At 32.0% G+C, this 18099-nt stretch carries 21 protein-coding genes and 2 other annotated features; of the genes, 19 read left to right on the top strand and 2 right to left on the bottom strand.

What is annotated here, in order from left to right:
* Window positions 1-284: 284 nt before the first annotated feature.
* Window positions 285-1352 (top strand): AbrB family transcriptional regulator, encoded by a 1068-nt coding sequence (locus HMPREF3241_RS04280; protein WP_070853485.1) that lies wholly within the window; start codon window positions 285-287, stop codon window positions 1350-1352.
* 168 nt (window positions 1353-1520) lie between these two features.
* Here HMPREF3241_RS04280 and HMPREF3241_RS04285 read toward each other — a convergent pair whose 3' ends face one another.
* Window positions 1521-2081, bottom strand: coding sequence for a DNA-3-methyladenine glycosylase I (locus HMPREF3241_RS04285; RefSeq protein ID WP_002457795.1), 561 nt, complete (start codon window positions 2079-2081; stop codon window positions 1521-1523).
* A gap of 57 nt (window positions 2082-2138) precedes the next feature.
* Window positions 2139-2380 (top strand) — a binding site (T-box leader).
* Window positions 2381-2422: 42 nt separating this feature from the next.
* On the opposite strand from HMPREF3241_RS04285, the gene HMPREF3241_RS04290 reads away from it, so the two are divergent.
* The 4 genes from HMPREF3241_RS04290 (at window position 2423) to radC (ending at window position 7900) form a co-directional block, all read left to right on the top strand.
* On the top strand, window positions 2423-5053 hold the full coding sequence (locus tag HMPREF3241_RS04290; RefSeq protein ID WP_002490142.1) for a valine--tRNA ligase: 2631 nt from the start codon (window positions 2423-2425) through the stop codon (window positions 5051-5053).
* 10 nt (window positions 5054-5063) lie between these two features.
* The gene (locus tag HMPREF3241_RS04295) at window positions 5064-6329 is read left to right on the top strand and encodes a bifunctional folylpolyglutamate synthase/dihydrofolate synthase (RefSeq protein ID WP_002446632.1); all 1266 of its coding nucleotides are present in this window, start codon (window positions 5064-5066) and stop codon (window positions 6327-6329) included.
* Between the two features lie 183 nt (window positions 6330-6512).
* The gene (locus HMPREF3241_RS04300; protein ID WP_002446631.1) at window positions 6513-7223 is read left to right on the top strand and encodes a prepilin peptidase; all 711 of its coding nucleotides are present in this window, start codon (window positions 6513-6515) and stop codon (window positions 7221-7223) included.
* Window positions 7220-7900 carry a RadC family protein gene (gene radC, locus HMPREF3241_RS04305; protein ID WP_002446630.1) on the top strand — a complete coding sequence of 227 codons (681 nt, stop codon included), beginning with the start codon at window positions 7220-7222 and terminating at the stop codon, window positions 7898-7900. Before HMPREF3241_RS04300 ends, radC begins: the two co-directional genes overlap by 4 nt.
* A gap of 63 nt (window positions 7901-7963) precedes the next feature.
* Here the strand turns inward: radC and HMPREF3241_RS04310 are convergent, their stop codons facing one another.
* Window positions 7964-8143 carry a hypothetical protein gene (locus tag HMPREF3241_RS04310; protein WP_002446629.1) on the bottom strand — a complete coding sequence of 60 codons (180 nt, stop codon included), beginning with the start codon at window positions 8141-8143 and terminating at the stop codon, window positions 7964-7966.
* 163 nt (window positions 8144-8306) lie between these two features.
* Between HMPREF3241_RS04310 and HMPREF3241_RS04315 the strand changes: the two genes are divergently transcribed.
* The 14 genes from HMPREF3241_RS04315 (at window position 8307) to yajC (ending at window position 17820) form a co-directional block, all read left to right on the top strand.
* Window positions 8307-8792, top strand: a complete 486-nt coding sequence (locus tag HMPREF3241_RS04315; RefSeq protein ID WP_002446628.1) for a DUF4930 family protein — start codon at window positions 8307-8309, stop codon at window positions 8790-8792.
* A gap of 83 nt (window positions 8793-8875) precedes the next feature.
* Window positions 8876-9016, top strand: a complete 141-nt coding sequence (locus HMPREF3241_RS04320) for a hypothetical protein (protein WP_002446627.1) — start codon at window positions 8876-8878, stop codon at window positions 9014-9016.
* Window positions 9017-9407: 391 nt separating this feature from the next.
* Window positions 9408-10247 (top strand): rod shape-determining protein MreC, encoded by an 840-nt coding sequence (gene mreC / locus HMPREF3241_RS04325; RefSeq protein ID WP_002446626.1) that lies wholly within the window; start codon window positions 9408-9410, stop codon window positions 10245-10247.
* Entirely contained in the window at window positions 10247-10768 is a 522-nt protein-coding gene (mreD, locus tag HMPREF3241_RS04330; protein WP_002446625.1) for a rod shape-determining protein MreD, read from the top strand. The genes mreC and mreD overlap by 1 nt, the downstream gene beginning before the upstream one ends.
* A gap of 32 nt (window positions 10769-10800) precedes the next feature.
* Window positions 10801-10877: a sequence feature (ribosomal protein L21 leader region), on the top strand.
* Window positions 10878-10889: 12 nt separating this feature from the next.
* A complete protein-coding gene (rplU, locus tag HMPREF3241_RS04335) occupies window positions 10890-11198 on the top strand; it encodes a 50S ribosomal protein L21 (RefSeq protein WP_001830820.1) in 309 nt (102 codons plus the stop codon).
* A gap of 4 nt (window positions 11199-11202) precedes the next feature.
* Window positions 11203-11523, top strand: coding sequence for a ribosomal-processing cysteine protease Prp (locus HMPREF3241_RS04340; protein WP_001830797.1), 321 nt, complete (start codon window positions 11203-11205; stop codon window positions 11521-11523).
* An 11-nt stretch (window positions 11524-11534) separates the two neighbouring features.
* Window positions 11535-11819, top strand: a complete 285-nt coding sequence (gene rpmA, locus HMPREF3241_RS04345) for a 50S ribosomal protein L27 (protein WP_001830822.1) — start codon at window positions 11535-11537, stop codon at window positions 11817-11819.
* A 145-nt stretch (window positions 11820-11964) separates the two neighbouring features.
* Entirely contained in the window at window positions 11965-13257 is a 1293-nt protein-coding gene (gene obgE, locus HMPREF3241_RS04350) for a GTPase ObgE (RefSeq protein WP_002446624.1), read from the top strand.
* 11 nt (window positions 13258-13268) lie between these two features.
* Window positions 13269-13724, top strand: coding sequence for an ACT domain-containing protein (locus HMPREF3241_RS04355; RefSeq protein ID WP_002457789.1), 456 nt, complete (start codon window positions 13269-13271; stop codon window positions 13722-13724).
* Between the two features lie 12 nt (window positions 13725-13736).
* Window positions 13737-14339, top strand: a complete 603-nt coding sequence (ruvA, locus tag HMPREF3241_RS04360) for a Holliday junction branch migration protein RuvA (RefSeq protein ID WP_002446622.1) — start codon at window positions 13737-13739, stop codon at window positions 14337-14339.
* A gap of 13 nt (window positions 14340-14352) precedes the next feature.
* Window positions 14353-15357, top strand: a complete 1005-nt coding sequence (gene ruvB / locus HMPREF3241_RS04365) for a Holliday junction branch migration DNA helicase RuvB (protein WP_002446621.1) — start codon at window positions 14353-14355, stop codon at window positions 15355-15357.
* Between the two features lies 1 nt (window position 15358).
* Window positions 15359-16384, top strand: coding sequence for a tRNA preQ1(34) S-adenosylmethionine ribosyltransferase-isomerase QueA (queA, locus tag HMPREF3241_RS04370; RefSeq protein WP_002487446.1), 1026 nt, complete (start codon window positions 15359-15361; stop codon window positions 16382-16384).
* A 20-nt stretch (window positions 16385-16404) separates the two neighbouring features.
* Window positions 16405-17544 (top strand): tRNA guanosine(34) transglycosylase Tgt, encoded by a 1140-nt coding sequence (gene tgt / locus HMPREF3241_RS04375; protein ID WP_070845600.1) that lies wholly within the window; start codon window positions 16405-16407, stop codon window positions 17542-17544.
* Window positions 17545-17559: 15 nt separating this feature from the next.
* Window positions 17560-17820 (top strand): preprotein translocase subunit YajC, encoded by a 261-nt coding sequence (gene yajC, locus HMPREF3241_RS04380; protein WP_001830800.1) that lies wholly within the window; start codon window positions 17560-17562, stop codon window positions 17818-17820.
* The last annotated feature ends 279 nt before the right edge of the window (window positions 17821-18099 follow it).

An 18099-nucleotide genomic window follows, 5' to 3' on the forward strand; every position in this document is an offset into this window, starting at 1 on the left:
TTAAAATATAATTATTTAAATTAATTGAGTCTAGGGCAAAAATCAATGTCCTGGACTTTCTTAACTTATAAGTAGTTTATAACTGAATTGAAGATGCACTTATATCAAATTTTAAAGCTATTTTATGTCATCAATACAGAAAATTTCACTGAGAAATTCAACAGACAAAGCAAGTTGGGGTTCGATAGTGAAAAGGAATTTAAGATGCATTTTGTTCTACTCTTTTATTTAAATAAAGTTATAAATTTTTTTCGACTTACTTTTAACGAAAGTAGAGTGGTATTTTGAATCGGAATTTTATTAATAATTTAATCATATTATTAATTGCTATTATGTTAAGTCTATTATTAAAAATGCTACATGTGATTTTGCCATTTATGTTTGGACCAATATTAGCGGCGTTATTATGTGTAAAAGTATTAAAATTAAAAATACGATGGCCATTTTGGTTAAGTCAAATCGGTTTAATATTACTTGGAGTTCAAATTGGCTCTACATTCACACAACAAGTGATTAAAGACATAAGTAAAAATTGGTCAACTATCGTTTTTGTCACTATCCTACTAATTTTATTGGCTTTGATAATTGCATTCTTTTTTAAGAAAATTGCACAAGTAAATTTAGAAACGGCAATTTTAAGTGTTATACCAGTTGCGCTAAGCCAAATGTTAGTGATGGCAGAAGAAAATAAGAAAGCAAATATATTAGTTGTGAGTTTAACACAGACATCACGTGTAATATTTGTTGTTATTTTAGTACCACTTATTTCGTATTTTTTTCGGGATAAACATCATGAAATGAATCATCTTACAATGGAAGTCCCCGCACTTTCTCAGACATTAAATATATGGCAAATAATCATCTTATTCTCAATGGTGGGTATCATCTATATAGGAATGTCAAAAATTAACTTCCCCACTAAACAATTATTAGCACCTATAATAGTTTTAATTATATGGAATATGACAACACATTTAACATTTTCACTAGATCATTGGTTGTTAGCCACAGCGCAACTTATTTATATGATACGTATTGGATTACAGATTGCCAACTTAATGAGTGATTTAAAGGGAAGAATTGCAATAGCAATAGCTTTTCAAAATATAATGCTCATAGTCACAACGTTTATAATGATAATAGGAATCCATTTGATTACTAATGAATCCATCAATGAATTGTTTTTAGGAGCAGCACCAGGAGGTATGAGTCAAATAGTTTTAGTGGCTATGGCTACTGGAGCTGATGTAGCGATGATTTCAAGCTATCACATTTTTAGAATATTTTTTATATTATTTGTCATTGCGCCACTAATTGGTTATTTTATTAATATTAGATTAAATGAAAAATGATTTTAATGACCTGAGTTATACGTTTTTTAAATAAAACTTTGAAAATATTTGCGAGCAAATGTAATTATTTAAAAGTGAAATTTGGATAAATTAAACGTTGTAAACTTTTAGTATGTGTGAAAAAACTCATATTGTTTGAATACCCATAGACCAACTATTAGCTATGTTTCACCCATGATTTGGTTTAAATGGACATCCTTCAAGATGTGAGTCATACAATCCAGCAGCTTCTAAAAATGAGAACACGGTTACTGGACCTAAAAATTTAAAACCATATGCTTTTAAATCTTTTGATAATTGAGTAGCTCGTTGATCAACTTTTTTACGATCTCTAGGTTTTTTATAACCCATATTTATGGGTTGATGATTTACATAGGACCATAAAAATTTACTAAAACTACCATAGTCTTTTTCAATTTTTAAATATCCCTTCGCTTGGCTCACAATTGCTTCTAATTTTTTACGATTGTGAATAATGTTTGGGAATTTCATTAAATGATCAATATCCTTTTCAGTCATTTGTGCGATAAATTGAGGTTCAAAGTTGTAAAATGCCTGTTCATACGATTCCTTTTTCTTTAATATTGTCAACCATGATAAACCTGCATGTTGTGATTCAAGAGCCATTAGCTTAAATAATTCTTTGCTATCATAGATTGGTTGTCCCCAATAATAATCATGATACTCTAGATATGTGGGATCAGTTGTGTTAAAAGCACATTCGTTCATAAATTCATCTCCAATACATTGACTTATTTTAATATCCATTGTAATATAAATGGGTAAAAGAATATATTATTTGGGAAGAGTAAGTTTATATCATTTTAAAGAGAGCATATGGTGGCTGTGAATATGTAAATGATTAAGTCTGAAGGTAGCCCTATTTTATAACTTCTATTGAAACATAGATGACAAGTAGGTAGAAGCGTGTATGAGCGTTAATCATAGACTTAAGTGCTTGAAGAAAAGAATGAATTATTTCTTCTTGAATATAGGTGGTACCACGGAACAGAACATCCGTCCTATTTTTTATAGGATGGATGTTCTTTTATTTTTTAGGAGGTAGACATATGGAAATGAAACCAAAATATGATCCAAGAGAAGTTGAAAAGGGTCGTTATGAGGAATGGGTAAGTAATGGTTACTTTAAACCATCTGAAGATAAATCTAAAGAGGCATATACAATTGTAATTCCGCCCCCTAATGTTACAGGTAAATTACATTTAGGTCATGCGTGGGATACTACATTACAAGATATAATAACTAGAATGAAAAGAATGCAAGGATACGATACTTTATATCTGCCTGGTATGGATCATGCTGGTATAGCAACTCAAGCAAAGGTTGAAGCAAAACTTAATGAACAAGGTATATCCAGACACGACTTAGGAAGAGAGAAATTTTTACAGCAAGCATGGGATTGGAAAGAAGAATATGCAACATTTATTAGACAACAATGGGCTAAACTTGGCTTAGGGTTAGATTATAGCAGAGAACGTTTTACGTTAGATGATGGTTTAAGTAAAGCGGTAAGAAAAGTATTTGTTGATTTATATAATAAAGGTATTATTTATCGTGGCGAAAGAATTATTAACTGGGATCCTAAAGCAAGAACAGCTTTATCAGATATTGAAGTCATTCATGAAGATGTCCAAGGTGCTTTTTATCATTTTAAATATCCTTATGCTGATGGGAATGGATATATAGAAATAGCTACTACACGTCCTGAGACTATGTTAGGTGACACTGCTATCGTTGTAAATCCAAATGACGAAAGATATAAAGATGTGATTGGTAAAACAGTTATATTACCTATTGTAGGAAGAGAGTTACCTATTTTAGCTGATGAATACGTTGATATTGAATTTGGTTCAGGAGCGATGAAAGTTACTCCGGCACATGACCCTAATGACTTTGAAATTGGTCAAAGACATCAATTAGAAAATATTATAGTCATGGATGAATATGGTAAGATGAACGAAAAAGCTGATAAATACAAAGGGATGGATAGATTTGATTGTAGAAATCAGCTTGTTAAAGACTTAAAAGAACAAGATCTTGTTATAAAAATTGAAGAACATACACATTCAGTTGGACATTCTGAACGTTCTGGTGCAATTGTAGAACCTTATTTGTCCACACAATGGTTTGTAAAAATGAAACCTTTGGCACAAAGAGCTTTGGATAATCAAAATACAAAAGATAGAATTGACTTTTTCCCAGGTAGATTTGAAAATACATTCAATCGCTGGATGGAAGAAATTAGAGATTGGACGATTTCACGTCAACTATGGTGGGGACACCAAATACCTGCTTGGTATCATAAAGACACAGGTGAAGTCTTTGTTGGTGAAGAAGCGCCTGAAGACATCGAGAATTGGATACAAGATGAGGATGTATTAGATACATGGTTCTCAAGTGCACTTTGGCCGTTTTCAACATTAGGATGGCCTGACACAAATGCTGATGATTTTAAACGATATTATCCGACAAATGCATTAGTTACTGGTTATGACATCATTTTCTTCTGGGTAGCCCGTATGATTTTCCAAGGATTAGAATTTACTGATAGAAGACCATTTAATGATGTATTACTCCACGGTTTAGTCAGAGCTGAAGATGGACGCAAAATGAGTAAATCATTAGGTAATGGTGTTGATCCGATGGATGTTATTGACGAGTATGGCGCTGACAGTCTACGTTACTTTTTAGCAACAGGATCTTCACCAGGTCATGACTTGAGATATTCTACTGAAAAAGTTGAATCAGTTTGGAATTTCATTAATAAAATATGGAATGCTGCGCGCTTTAGTTTAATGAATATTGGTGAAGATTTTAAAGTCGAAGATATAGACCTAAGTGGTAATTTGTCATTAGCAGATCAATGGATATTGACTAGATTAAATGAAACGATATCTACAGTAACCGAATTAAGTGACAAATACGAATTTGGTGAGGTAGGTCGTGCACTTTATAATTTCATTTGGGATGAGTTCTGTGACTGGTATATTGAAATGAGCAAGATACCTATGAATGGCGAGGACGAATCTCAAAAGCAAACGACGCGATCAGTACTTAGTTATGTTTTAGATAAAATAATGAAAATGTTACATCCATTTATGCCTTTTGTGACAGAAACAATTTGGCAAAGTCTTCCACACCATGGAGAAACAATTGTTAAAGCTAACTGGCCAACTGTTGATCAAGCATTAATCTTTAATGAAAGTAAACAAACAATGGAACAATTAGTTGAAATTATTAAGTCTGTCCGTCAATCAAGAGTTGAAGTTAATACACCGTTATCTAAAGCAATACCGATTTTAATTCAAACTAAAGATGAAAAGATTAAACAAACACTTATGGATAACATAAGTTACCTACACAAATTCTGTAATCCAAGTCAATTGACTATTGATACTGAGATTGAAATTCCAGAAAAAGCAATGACATCTGTAGTAGTTGCTGGTAAGGTAGTTCTGCCATTAGAAGGTCTTATTGATATGGACAAAGAAATTGCTCGACTTGAAAAAGAATTAGATAAATTACAAGGCGAGTTAGATAGAGTAGATAAAAAGTTATCCAATGAGAATTTTGTAAATAAAGCACCAGAAAAAATAATTAATGAAGAAAAAGAAAAACAACAACATTATCAAGAAAAATATAATGGTGTTAAATCAAGAATTGAACAATTAAAGGCATAGGAGCATGATCATGAATTACCTAGACAGCTTGTATTGGATACACGAAAGATCTAAATTTGGTATCAAACCTGGCGTCAAACGTATGGAATGGATGCTAGAACAATTAAATAATCCCCAACATAAAATAAGAGGTATTCATGTGGGTGGAACAAATGGTAAAGGTTCAACTGTTGCATACTTGAGAACCGCATTAATTGAGAACGGATACTCAGTCGGAACATTTACCTCACCATTTATCGAAAGTTTCAATGAACGTATCAGTTTAAATGGTGTACCAATTATGAACGATGAACTTGTTCAATTAGTTGAACAAGTTAAACCTGTTAGTGAAGCCTTAGAGATAGAAACAGATTTAGGTGGGGCTACTGAATTTGAGATTATAACAACAATGATGTTCCTTTACTTTGGTGAGATAAATCCTGTTGATTTTGTGGTAATTGAAGCAGGTTTAGGAATAAAAAATGATTCGACGAATGTTTTTAAACCTGTGCTATCCATACTCACAAGTATAGGACTTGACCATACAGATATCTTAGGTACAACTTATTTAGATATCGCAAAAGACAAGGCAGCTATAATTAAACCACATATACCGATTGTTTATGCGGTGAAAAATGACGATGCTTTAAAGTATGTGAGGGATTACGCGCTAGAACAAAACGCAAAACCAATCGAATTGGATCGGGAGATTACCGTTGTCTCCCAAGATGATGAGTTCACATATCGGTATAAAGATTATGAATTAGAAACTATCATTCTTAATATGTTAGGGGAACATCAAAAGGAAAATGCAGCACTTGCAATTACTGCTCTCATTGAATTAAATGAAAGACAAATTATAGAACTAGATTTTAATAAAATGATAGACGGTATAGAATCTGTGAACTGGACAGGTAGAATAGAACAAGTAAAAGAACAACCATTAATGGTTGTTGACGGTGCTCACAATAATGAAAGTGTTGATGCGTTAGTAGACACAATTAGACATTATTATGGAAGAGATAAAATTGATATTTTATTTTCTGCCATTAAAGGAAAGCCAATTCATAGTATGATTAACAAATTAAATGATATTGCCTCAAAATTCTATATAGCAGATTTTGAGTTTCCAAAAGCATTAGCTAAAGAAGAAATTGCCGAAGAATTGAAATTAGATAATTTACATTTAATTGATGATTATGTTGATTTTATTGAAAATTACGAAGGTGATGGGCTGATTATTACTGGAAGTTTATACTTCATCAGTGAGGTAAAAGCAAAAATTAATTTTAATTAAATTCAAAAGAGTGACAACTGCAGTTAAAACTGTAAGTTTCACTCTTTCTTTTTATAATCTTCTTTAATAATTTATGTTTATTAAAGTATAGAAAAAAGACATACTCACGAATGAATTGTAAAATTCCCCTCATATTTACTTTTATTTAAGACTGTTTATAATAAATATTGAGGAGTGTGATATATGCTATTACTTGCCTATACTTGTAGCATTATATTTAGTTTTCTTTATCAATTTTGCAATCAAAATATAGTAAAACTTCAATATCTTTATTCAAGGTCTCACTGTGATTTTTGTCATACTATCATTAAACCCTTAGATTTACTGCCTATTATAAGTTTTTTAAAACTTCGTGGACAATCTCGTTGTTGTAATCAACCATTACAACGGTTATATTTAATCGGAGAATTCGTTTCGTTTAGTGCAATTTTCTTCTTTTATCCTACTCATTTTAATATACACTTCATATTATTTTTAACAACTTTCCTGTTTCTACTGACGATGTGTCTTTACGATATTCACTCAATGCATATAGATTTAAGACTCTTATTTGTCTACACAATCGTATCCGTTTTCGTAACCCAAACCTATTTTGGTAATTTTGTAATGATATTTTTGATTTCACATGTCATTTATCTATTCGCATCTAAATTTATAGGGTATGGAGACATATTGCTTTTTAACATATTGGGACTTATATTTCCGTTAAATTTTTTCTTTTTTATTGTTGTATTTACGTTTATTATTGGGGGGATTTTTGCCATAATTTTAAAATTTTTTTCTTTTAAAGATATTAAATATTTACCTTTAATACCATTTATATTCATATCATTCGTAGTAACTTCATTAGTTTATCGTCACATTTTATTTCTTTTAGGGGGAGAATTTTATTGAGAATAAATGAAATGGCTCTGCATGAAAAACCTAGAGAGCGTTTAATTACATATGGCGCTAAAACTCTATCTAATGTTGAACTTTTAGCAATTCTCTTAAACACTGGTAGAAAAGGATTTTCTAGTATAGACATTGCAAACGAATTATTGAAGCAACAATCCACAATTAGAGATTTAAAAAAAATGTCTATCAATGATCTACTGAAAATAAAGGGCATTGGACTTTATAAAGCTGTAATATTGCAGGCTGCATTTGAACTAGGTGAACGTATTAATTCTACAAGCACTTTAGACAAAGTACAGATTACACATCCTAGTGATGTTGCTAGTCTGATGATGTCGACAATGAAAGATTTAGAGCAAGAACATTTTGTTGTACTTTTACTTAACTCAAAAAATATAGTCACAAAACAAGCTTGGGTATATAAAGGCACATTGAATAGTTCGATTATTCATCCAAGAGAAGTATTTAATATTGCAATAAGAGAGTCTTCTAATTCAATAATAGTTGTACATAATCATCCTTCAGGTGATGTAACACCTTCGAAAGAGGATATTACTACAACTTATAGACTTAAAGAGTGCGGAGATATATTAGGTATAAATTTACTTGATCATATTATTATTGGTGATAATAAATTTACGAGTTTAGTCGAAGCGGGGTATTTTGATGAATAAAAAAGCTAGCTTAATACATTAACAATTTTAATTAAAAAATTTGTATAGCTAACTTATCATTTATTATTGAATAAAACCTGAAAAGTTTTGAAAATGCTCAAATAACCATAATACACCTTGATAACCTAAATAGATACATAACAAAACAATGCCAGCTGAAATCAAAAAGCGTAATATAGATAATCCAACTTTAAATAAGAGGATGACTAGCAAAACAATTAAAATAATCGTTAAAATGCTCATTGTGTTGAACCTCCTTAAATCACTTATATTGTATATGTAGTATTATATATTATATTAACAGATTTGCCATCGGTCTATAGATACATCATCTATACGGCTATAGTCTGATGTAATGAAAAATATTTTAAATTATACTAAATTTGATTTGTAAAGGGGGGTTCGTATGAGGTATATCTTTAGTGTTATAAAAAATATTATTGCAGTAATAGCGATAATATTGATTATATATATAGCTCTTCAACATGCACCATTTCTCAAAAATCAAGAATGGAACCCACTTAATGATATGAACAATCATCATCAAAATATCACACAAAAAGCGAGTCAAAAAAATAATACACTCTATTCACAGCCTAGTAACGATAAAAGTTACATTTTAAAAGATAATGATATCATCAATAATGTTCCAGCAAGTCAAATCAAGACAGTTTTTAATATGATTGATAAGGCAGAATTTATGTCTGTTTCAGGATTAGAACGTATGGGATTCAATGACGAATATCTTGCTGGTCAACAAGGTGATGAATTTATTATTTATAAATTTGGTGATGATTATATCCGAGTTTATAATACTGAATTCGAAATGAACGAAGACTTAAATCAATTAAAGCAACCTATTAATTTGAAGCCAATTGAAGCCTATCAATAACAATAGGAATGATTCATTTGAAAACCAGTTTTAAATACGTTAGGGTTTATATAGATTATTTATAAAGGTTGGTGTGATTCAAAATGGCTGAACAATCGAAAGAAAAACAAGCTAATGAACAAGCAAAAGCGCAAAATCTTTTTGCTCGCTGGAGAAAAGAAGAAACACTTTATAGTGAGGATGAAAAGAAAGAGAAGTCTTCAAATAAGAAAGATAAAGAATAGCTTATCAAAGTAAAGTGAATCAGTAAGTGTAATACAGTAAGTAAAATTGCTCATTTTAGAATGATATAAATATTTTTATCATTTTAATAAAAATAAAATCTTGATCTTTGTGTTAAGCCTGGGACGATGAATTTTGTTCCAGGTACTTTTATGTTCTGACAGCTAATGATTATACTGAAAAATTATTTGAAGTCTAGTTATATCAAGATTTAGTGCCGTTTTCCAAAGCTCGTTTAATCTATCTATTTTATTAATTAGATTAGTTAATGTTAGTTCTAAAGTGGCAAATAATAAAATAGAATCAATTTCGGAAAGTTAGTGCTTTATTTAACTGAATGAGTAATATAAAATATATAAAGATACTAATTTTAGTCATATAGAGGTGTTCTGGGTGCTTAAGTTTTTTAGAAATAACAAGCTCATTGTCGTTTTGTGTGCAATGATTATTTTTATTGCATTAATAGGGTTATCGATACGTTCTCAGACCCAATCTCCACCTGAACAATACGTAGGAGACTCTGTATCATTTGGACAAAGAGTTATTAGTTATCCAATTCAATTTGTTACTGGATCTATTGGTAATTTATTTGAAAAAGGAAGCTCAAAAAAGGATAAAAATAAAATCAAACAACTTGAAGCTAAAAATGAAGAGTTAGAATCAGAAAATAAGAAATATAAAAAAGAACTTGATATCAAAGATTTATCAAAATATGAACCTATTTCTACTACAGTTATTGCGAGAAACCCAGATCAATGGATGAATACGATATTAATAGATAAGGGCTCTAAAGCAGGTATAAAAAATAATATGGCCGTCATGACATCAGAAGGATTAGTTGGAAGAGTAACCAAAGTTAATCAATTTTCATCACAAGTAGACCTTATTTCCACTCATACTCGGGCAGGAAAATTATCTGTTAATATTCACCACGGTACTAAGAATATTTTTGGTTTAATTGATCGATACGACAATAAAAACGAAGAATTGATCATAAGTGATATTAATAACAAAGATAGCGTTAAAAAAGGAGATAAAGTAGTAACAAGTGGATTAGCAGATCAATTACCTAGTGGGTTGTATATAGGTGAAGTAACAAAAGTCGAAAATGATCAATACGGGCTTGCAAAACAAGTACGGGTCAAAACTGGAGCTGATATGACAGATTTAACTCATGTATATGTTGCTAAACGTGATGTTAGTACTATTCCTAATGAAGGTAGTGATAATTAATGCGTACTTTTTATTACTTTCTAATAGGAATACTTCTATTTTATATTGATACCATTATAGGGCTTACCATCCCCATGCATTTCGGAAAAATTGATATTATTTTTGTACCACATTTAACTATCATGTACATTCTTATCATGACTGTTTACCGAGGTTTTGGCGTTGCTATGTCTTTAGCTTTCTTCTTCGGAATAGTAACTGATTTATATTTCGGAAGTATATATGGTCTATATATGTTTGGATATATCATTTTAGTTGTTATAGTTGATAAATTTTTTAAGATCTTTTATCGTGATTATTCTGTATTATTTTTTATCATTTTATTATCCACAGTATTTTTAGAAATATATGTGGCTATGATTTATGGAGTAATAGGTTTCATTGAATTTAATTTAATAGAGTTTGTATTATTAAGACTTATTCCAACTCTCATCATTAATTTTTTACTACTAATTATGTTATTTCCTATTATTATTAAATTTACTAAAAAAATAAAAAACACAATTGACAGTAAGGCTTAGTGATGGTAAGATGCAGTAGTTGAGTAGTTTCAAGCTACATACAACCGCTCACATACAGGTTGAAGTACAATCATATTGTCACCTGTATATGGCGTGACTTATTATATAGGAGGTGCAAAGTATGTTTGCTATTATTGAAACAGGTGGAAAACAAATCAAAGTAGAAGAAGGTCAAGAAATCTACGTTGAAAAATTAAATGCTAACGAAGGTGACTCTTTCACTTTTGATAAAGTTTTATTTGTAGGTGGCGACTCAGTTAAAGTTGGTGCTCCAACAGTTGAAGGTGCATCAGTAACTGCGACAGTTAATAAACAAGGACGCGGTAAAAAAATTACTGTCTTCACTTACAAACGTCGTAAAGACTCTAAACGTAAAAAAGGCCATCGTCAACCATATACTAAATTAACTATCGATAAAATCAACGCATAATCGTATGATTACTGTTGATATTACGGTTAATGACGAAGGTAAGGTCACAGATGTAGTCATGGATGGTCATGCAAATCATGGTGAATATGGTCATGATATTGTCTGTGCAGGAGCATCAGCAGTCTTATTTGGAAGTGTTAATGCTATAATGGGATTAACATCAGAGAAGCCAGATATCAACTATGAAGATGACGGCGGATATTTTCATATAAGAAGTGTTGATACGAATAACAAAGAAGCTCAATTAATTCTTCAAGCAATGTTAGTTTCTTTACAAACGATAGAAGAAGAATATAATGAAAATATCAAATTAAATTATAAGTGAGGTGTATCCCGATGTTAAAATTAAACTTACAATTCTTCGCATCTAAAAAAGGGGTAAGTTCTACAAAAAACGGACGTGACTCTGAGTCTAAACGTTTAGGTGCAAAACGTGCTGATGGTCAATATGTATCAGGTGGTTCTATTCTTTATCGCCAACGTGGTACTAAAATCTACCCTGGTGAAAATGTAGGTCGTGGTGGCGATGATACATTATTCGCTAAAATCGACGGCGTTGTTAAGTTTGAACGCAAAGGTCGCGACAAAAAGCAAGTTTCTGTATACGCAGTTGCTGAATAATTTTGTCTAGTAAACACCAGAAGTGAATACTTCTGGTGTTTTATTTTGTTTAGATAAAAATACTTATTGACTATAGTTTTTATATCATTATGTATAGTGATATAATTAATAAGATGAAAATTTCGGAGTAAAAGAGGTGAGATATATGTTCGTCGATCAAGTGAAAATATCTCTAAAAGCTGGTGATGGAGGTAATGGCATCACTGCTTATAGAAGAGAAAAATATGTACCTTTTGGTGGTCCAGCTGGTGGCGACGGTGGTAAAGGTGCTTCTGTGATATTTGAGGTGGATGAAGGATTGAGAACTTTATTAGATTTCAGATATCAAAGACATTTTAAAGCTAAAAAAGGCGAAAATGGTCAAAGTAGCAACATGCATGGTAAAAATGCGGAAGACTTAGTGTTAAAAGTACCACCAGGTACAATTATTAAAAGTGTTGAAAGTGAAGAAGTGCTTGCAGATTTGGTTGAAGATGGCCAACGTGCTATTGTAGCTAGAGGAGGACGTGGCGGGCGTGGTAACTCAAGATTTGCTACCCCTAGAAATCCTGCACCTGATTTTAGTGAAAATGGTGAGCCAGGCGAAGAATTAGAAGTAACTTTAGAGTTGAAATTGTTAGCAGATGTTGGATTAGTAGGTTTTCCTAGTGTAGGTAAATCCACATTGCTTTCAATAGTTTCTAAAGCGAAACCTAAGATAGGTGCTTATCATTTTACGACAATAAAACCTAATCTAGGTGTCGTTTCAACGCCTGATCATAGAAGTTTTGTTATGGCAGATTTACCAGGATTAATTGAGGGCGCTTCTGATGGTGTCGGCCTTGGACATCAATTCTTAAGACATGTTGAACGAACTAAAGTGATTGTCCATATGATTGATATGAGTGGGTCAGAAGGTCGAGACCCATTAGATGATTATAAAATTATTAATCAAGAATTAATAAATTATAAACAACGCTTAGAAGATCGCCCGCAAATTATAGTAGCAAATAAAATGGATTTACCTGATTCACAAGGGAATTTGTCACTTTTTAAGGAACAATTAGATAATGATGTGACAGTCGTTCCTGTTTCAACTATTACGAGAGACAATATTGATCAATTATTATATCAAATTGCTGATAAGCTCGAGGAAGTTAAAGATGTTGACTTCTCGGTTGAAGAAGATGAGAATTTAGGTGTTAATCGTGTATTATATAAACACACACCATCAGCAGATAAATTTACTATTTCTAGAGATGATGACGGCGCATATGTAGTGAGTGGCAATGCTATTGAAAGAATGTTTAAAATGACTGATTTCAATAGTGATCCAGCTGTAAGAAGGTTTGCAAGACAAATGCGGTCAATGGGTATTGATGATGCTTTAAGAGAGAGAGGTTGTAGCAATGGTGATATTGTTAGAATCTTAGGTGGAGAATTTGAATTTGTCGAATAGGGGTGTCTAAATTGGACAATAAAGACAATCGAAAATTTTATTTAATTAGAGAAGATGTACTACCAGAATCTGTCATCAAAACTTTAAAAGTTAAGGATGCTTTAAAAAATAATTCGAATTTGTCCATTTATGATGCTGTAAAACAATTCAATCTCTCTAGAAGTGCATTTTACAAATACAGAGAGACAATATTTCCAGTAGATGAAAAAATATTAGATCAAAGAGAATTTACTTTGATTTTATATGTAAATGATATTGTTGGAATGTTAGCCCAAGTTCTTAATGCAATCTCGCAACTTAAATTATCAGTTTTGACAATACATCAAAGTGTTCCAATTGAAGATAAAGCGACAATCACATTATCTTTGAATGCGAGAAATTCTAATTTATCCATTGACGAGGTCATTGAATCATTAAGAGAGATAAATCATGTAACTAAAGTAGACTTAATAAGTATGACTATGTAAAGGAGTACTGACATGTATGCATATATTAAAGGAACATTATCTCAATTGTTCCCTACACATGTAGTAGTTGAGACATGTGGCATAGGTTATGAAATACAAACGCCTAATTCGTATCGTTTTCAAAAATATCTTGAAAAAGAAGTCCAAATTTATACTTCACTAATTGTACGAGAAGATGCCCAATTACTATATGGCTTTATCAATGAAGAGGAAAAAGAAATGTTTCTTAGCTTAATAAAAGTGACTGGTATAGGACCTAAATCCGCTTTGGCGATACTTGCTTCAAGTACACCATATGAAGTTAAATTAGCTATAGAAAATGAAAATGATGCTTATTTAACACAATTTCCTGGGATAGGAAAGAAAACTGCAAGACAAATTGTGTTAGATTTAAAAGGGAAGGTTACAATTACTGAAGAAAATAGTGACGATTTATTACAAACTCAAGTTAATGGTAATGAGCAAAATCAAATTATATCTGAAGCACTATTAGCTTTACAAGCACTGGGCTATTCTAAACGAGAATTAAGTAAAGTAGAAAAATCACTCAACAAACATAATGTGAATAGTGTGGATGAAGCCGTTAAAATAGGACTACAAACACTAGTTTCTTAATGGAGGAAGTCAAATGGATAAAAGAATGGTCGATCAAGAATTTCATAATGAAGATACTGACTTGGAATTATCACTAAGACCAACACAATTAAAGCAGTATATAGGTCAATCCTCTATAAAAAGTAATTTAGAAGTCTTTATCAAGGCTGCCAAACTTAGACAAGAGCCTCTCGATCATGTCTTGTTATTTGGTCCTCCAGGACTAGGTAAAACGACTTTATCAAATATCATTGCTAATGAGATGGATGTAAATATTCGTACTATTTCAGGACCATCTTTAGAAAGACCAGGTGACTTAGCAGCGATATTATCTGGGTTACAGCCAGGTGATGTGTTATTTATCGATGAAATTCATAGATTAAGTAGTGTTGTTGAAGAAGTTCTGTACCCTGCTATGGAGGACTTTTTCTTAGATATCATTATTGGTAAAGGCGATGAAGCAAGAAGCATTCGATTAGATTTGCCGCCTTTTACATTAGTTGGAGCAACGACAAGAGCCGGTAGTTTGACGGGTCCGTTAAGAGATCGTTTTGGTGTGCATCTTAGATTAGAGTACTATAATGAAAATGATTTAAAGGAAATAATCACGAGAACTGCAGAGGTGCTTGGAACGGACATCGATAAGGAAAGTGCTTTAGAATTAGCTCGTCGCTCTAGAGGTACACCTAGGATAGCGAATAGGTTACTAAAACGTGTAAGAGACTTCCAACAAGTAAATGAAGACGATCAGATATATATTGAAACGACTAAACGAGCATTACAATTATTGCAGGTCGATCAACAAGGTTTAGATTACATCGACCATAAAATGATGAATTGTATTATTAATCAGTACAACGGTGGTCCTGTTGGATTAGATACAATTGCAGTTTCAATAGGTGAAGAACGAGTGACTATAGAAGATGTATATGAACCTTTCTTAATCCAAAAAGGTTTCTTGGAAAGGACTCCACGTGGGAGAAAAGCAACTGCTTTAGCCTTTGAACACTTTAATACTACTAACGAAAAGAGGAAATAATTTGAATATCGAAGATTTCGATTATCATTTGCCAGAGTCTCTCATTGCACAAACACCACTAAAAAACAGAGACCAAAGTAGATTGTTAGTTCTTAGAAAAGATACTGGTGAGATGACACACTTACATTTTAGAGATGTCATCCATTATTTTGAGCCAGGTGATACATTAGTTCTTAATGATACACGTGTTATGCCTGCTAGATTATTTGGCCTAAAAGAAGAAACTGGTGCTAAAGTTGAAATGCTAATGCTCACCCAAATTGAAGGTAATGATTGGGAAGTTTTACTTAAACCTGCAAAGAGAATTAAAAAAGGTCATCGTCTAAATTTTGGAGATGGTAAAATCGTTGCTGAGTGTATTGAGGAACTCGAACAGGGCGGGCGTATTATGCGTCTACATTATGAGGGTATACTTCAAGAACGCTTAGATGAATTAGGTGAGATGCCATTACCTCCATACATTAAAGAAAGATTAGATGATCCTGATAGGTATCAAACGGTTTATGCTAAAGAAAGTGGATCAGCAGCTGCACCAACAGCAGGTTTACATTTTACTGATGATTTATTAAATAAAATTGAACAAAAAGGGGTTCATATTGCCTTTATTACATTACATGTTGGATTAGGAACCTTTAGACCCGTAAGTGTTGATAATATCGATGATCACGAAATGCATAGTGAGTATTATCAAATGACACAAGAAACGGCTGATTTATTAAATCAAACAAAAGAAAATGGTAAGCGTGTGATATCAGTTGGGACAACATCAACGCGTACATTAGAAACGATACGTCGTGATCATCCTCAATTTGTTGCTACAAGTGGATGGACTGATATCTTTATTTATCCTGGCTTTGAGTTTAAAGCGATAGATGGGTTAATTACTAATTTCCACTTACCCAAGTCAACGTTAGTCATGCTAGTTTCAGCATTTAGCAGTAAAAAATATATTTTAAACGCTTATCATAAAGCTGTTGAAATGGAGTATCGATTCTTTAGCTTTGGAGATGCAATGTTAATTATATAAAAGAATGTGAGGTTTAACATATGCCTGCAGTGACATATGAGCATATAAAAACATGTAAACAATCCGGTGCCAGATTAGGAATTGTACATACACCGCATGGATCTTTTGAAACACCAATGTTTATGCCGGTTGGGACAAAAGCAACAGTTAAAACAATGAGCCCGGAAGAATTAAGAGACATAGAAGCAAAGATTATATTAGGAAACACATATCATTTGTGGTTACAACCAGGAAATGATATTATCAAGCACGCTGGGGGATTACACAAATTCATGAATTGGGACGGTCCAATTTTAACAGATTCTGGTGGTTTCCAAGTATTTAGTTTAAGTAATTTGCGCAAAATTTCTGAAGAAGGTGTAGAATTTAGACACCATACTAATGGCTCAAAGCTATTTTTGAGTCCCGAGAAGTCTATGCAAATACAGAATGATTTAGGTTCTGATATTATGATGGCATTTGATGAATGTCCACCAATGCCAGCTGAATATGAGTACGTCAAAGATTCAATCGAACGTACAACTCGATGGGCAGCCAGATGTTTAAAAGCACATCAACGCCCTGAAGAACAAGCACTGTTCGGTATTATTCAAGGCGGAGAATACAAAGATTTAAGAGAACAAAGTGCTAAAGAACTTGTCAGTCTTGATTTTCCAGGGTATGCGATAGGAGGGCTGTCTGTAGGTGAGCCAAAACCTGTTATGTATGACATGGTTGAACATACAGAACAATTTATGCCGAAAGATAAACCTAGATATTTAATGGGAGTAGGTTCTCCTGATGCTTTGATTGAATGTAGCATTAGGGGTATGGATATGTTTGATTGTGTATTGCCTACTAGAATTGCTAGAAATGGTACTTGTATGACATCAAATGGTCGATTAGTTGTTAAAAACGCTAAATATGCAGATGATTTAAGACCACTTGATGAACAATGTGACTGTTATACATGTCAACATTACACAAGAGCTTATATTAGACATCTAGTTAAAGCGGAAGAGACTTTTGGTATCCGTCTTACTACTATTCATAATTTACATTTTCTGCTAAAATTAATGGAAGATATTAGACAAGCCATTCGAGAAGACCGTCTTTTAGATTTTAAAGATGAATTCTTTGAACAATATGGATTAAATGTAGAAAACCCTAAAAACTTTTAAAGAGGAGTAACTAAAATGGAATTAACTTCATTGATTATACCAATTTTATTATTGGTTGTAATGTATTTCTTATTAATAAGACCACAACAAAAACGTGCAAAAGAACATCGTGCAATGATTAACCGTGTAGAAGCGGGTCAAAAGATTACTACAATCGGTGGTATTAAAGGAACTATTAAAGCTGTAGATGAAACTTCTGTAATCATTACTGTAAATAGTAATGGAACAGAAATGACTTTTGAAAAACCAGCAATAAAACAAGTAGACCCTTCATAAATACAGATTGATACCTAAATGTAGGGGATAAATAGCTTATGGAATATTTTATCTTTCTACTGTAATGGTATTTTAGTCTTAAATGAATAAGATAAATGCATTTTAACTTCTGTATTGATTATTATAATGTTAAGAATGCCTGGGACAATTTCTGTCTCAGGTTTTTTTAGCATTGTTTAAATAGAAAAATTATTATAAAATTGTTGCATTTTTAGACAATAATTTCACTATTTCTATGAGTATGTTAATATAAGTAAGTCCGTTAAAGTGAACGTAATA

It is taken from the genome of Staphylococcus sp. HMSC34G04 (assembly GCF_001838765.1).
Taxonomy (GTDB): Bacteria; Bacillota; Bacilli; order Staphylococcales; family Staphylococcaceae; genus Staphylococcus; species Staphylococcus epidermidis.